Origin of the sequence: Paraglaciecola sp. (genome assembly GCF_051252315.1) — a bacterium.
GTDB lineage: Bacteria > Pseudomonadota > Gammaproteobacteria > Enterobacterales > Alteromonadaceae > Paraglaciecola.
Genome location: NZ_JBPOFP010000251.1, coordinates 1 through 2102, shown reverse-complemented (window position 1 = coordinate 2102; position 2102 = coordinate 1). Strand labels below are relative to the sequence as shown.

3 protein-coding genes are annotated in these 2102 nt (G+C 35.0%); 1 reads left to right on the top strand and 2 read right to left on the bottom strand.

All coding sequences use genetic code 11. The features are described 5' to 3' along the window. Nucleotides 1-4: 4 nt before the first annotated feature. Nucleotides 5-337 carry a flagellar biosynthesis anti-sigma factor FlgM gene (flgM, locus tag ACSHXM_RS21735; protein WP_435692512.1) on the bottom strand — a complete coding sequence of 111 codons (333 nt, stop codon included), beginning with the start codon at nucleotides 335-337 and terminating at the stop codon, nucleotides 5-7. A gap of 114 nt (nucleotides 338-451) precedes the next feature. Then, nucleotides 452-1162, bottom strand: coding sequence for a flagellar basal body P-ring formation chaperone FlgA (flgA, locus tag ACSHXM_RS21730; RefSeq protein ID WP_435692510.1), 711 nt, complete (start codon nucleotides 1160-1162; stop codon nucleotides 452-454). A 192-nt stretch (nucleotides 1163-1354) separates the two neighbouring features. On the opposite strand from flgA, the gene ACSHXM_RS21725 reads away from it, so the two are divergent. Continuing rightward, nucleotides 1355-2102: chemotaxis protein (locus ACSHXM_RS21725; RefSeq protein ID WP_435692508.1), on the top strand; the 748-nt coding region annotated here is incomplete at its 3' end.

Sequence of the window (2102 nt, the reverse complement as noted above, 5' to 3'; positions counted from 1 at the left end):
GTCATTATGCTTTTGTACCAAATATTTCTGACTCTAGTGCAGATATTTTTTTCGCTAATGATTCAGCATTAATTGTATATTCGCCGTTTTGAATAGCTTTTTTCAACTTATCAACTTTTTCTTGATTCACTGGTGCTTCAGTACTTTTCTTCTGAACTTGACTCAATTGTTGTGCAGAAGAAGTCAAAGAAACAGAATCTTGACGAACTGTAGCCGCCGCTGTTTTTTGTGAACTAGCCTGTTGAGCACTATTATTTTGTGCCTGCTGTTGCTGATTAAGCTTTTGATTATCAATGGGAGTTTTCACACCACCATTGTTTACATTATTAACTGACATAATAAAAACCCACTACCTTATTTACCCTCACCCAATATATCGGCCTAGTTTACTAAAACTTTAGCAATTATTTGCAGATTAGTTTTAGCCTATCATTTGGGTAGATAATCCTACCTAAATGTTTACCTCGACTTGGCCAGTGTCAGCGACTTTAGCTTTAATTCGTTTGTTAGAACGATTGTTTCTGACACTTATAGTATCGCCCATATTACCATCTTCTAAAGCAATTCCTGAAGTTTTTACTTGCATGACATTAGAATTCGCTGAAATGGTTACGCTATCGCCTTTGCACACATAACATAGATTACTCGGATAAATGGGCCTACCGGCAGAAACTCTGCGTTTAATTCTAGCGCCCACAACGTTTTCAACCGCTGAAAATGTTGTACTTCTTAATCGCTTTGTATCCATTTCAATAATATGTAAATTATTTTCTGTTAGTAAAGTGCCTGGACTGACCGCACTCGATAATACTACGACAGGTTGAATTTCCGTGGCTTTAACTACTAAAAACATGTACCAATTATTATCAGAACAAGTGGCTTTAACAGTAATATTTGATTGATTAATCACTTCGCTATTCACACTAAAATCTAACCTAGAATGACAAACAGGAATTTTTATTCTATCGTCGATTGGCATAGCTTTGACTTTGATGGTTTTGTTAGTTCCGCCCGTCAATTTATTCGAAATATAATTTTCAGCTTGCGTGATTAACTGTACTTTAGCTAAATTTCTTTCGATATCGGCCGCTATAACATTGGATGTTATGCATAAATGCATAACCAGAATGACCGCTACTTGATAATAATGTGATTTTTTCATGTTCACTTGTGGTTAACTTGTCTATGCTAAGGACTATTAAAATTAAATGTATCGGTAAGTGTCAATAAATGGTCACAAATCGATATTCATTATTGATTTAGAATGAAAAAACGAATTAATTCATGGTTTTGTCTAAATTATAGGTAGATTAAGCAAAAGCTGCGCCGCTTTTTATTTTTATTGGAGTGTTACATGTCTGAAATTCTTAACTCAGTTAACCAACGTACACAATTAGTTGGTGAAAACAGATTGGAATTATTGCTTTTTAAACTTAACTCTAAACAACGATTTGGAATTAATGTTTTTAAAGTAAGAGAAGTCTTGCAATGCCCTCCTTTAACTTCCATGCCTAAGCTAAACCGTTTGGTAAGAGGGATAGCGCATATTCGAGGACAAACCATTTCGGTTATTGATATGAGTTTAGCCACAGGCGGCAGAAAAATAGAAGACTTATCTACAGCTTTTATTATTATCGCTGAATATAATAGTTCTGTTCAAGGCTTCTTAGTGGATTCTGTAGAGCGCATAATCAATACAAACTGGGCGTCTATTATGCCTCCTCCAAAAGGAAGTGGCCGAGCCAGTTATTTGACGGCAGTGACTGAAATTGAAAATGAGTTAATTGAAATTTTAGATGTAGAAAAAATTCTAAATGAAATCTCGCCAGTTAATACCGATTTAAGTGAAGACTTTGAATCCACTATTGATACGAGTGATGAAGTCCAAGAGAAAATTATATTTATTGCAGATGACTCTTCAGTTGCACGAAATCAGGTGAAGAAAGCATTATCAGCTTTAGGACTCAATATTGAGTTAGCTAAAAATGGTTTAGAAGCCTTAGAAAGATTAAAAGAAATCGCTGCTGAAACCGGTGACATTACTGACAAAGTAGGGGTTTTAGTTTCAGATATTGAAATGCCTGAAATGGATGGTTATACCT

Bases quoted from the DNA above. Each gene is read 5' to 3' on its own strand.
- flgM (WP_435692512.1), bottom strand. From the start codon at position 337: ATGTCAGTTAATAATGTAAACAATGGTGGTGTGAAAACTCCCATTGAT.
- flgA (WP_435692510.1), bottom strand. From the start codon at position 1,162: ATGAAAAAATCACATTATTATCAAGTAGCGGTCATTCTGGTTATGCAT.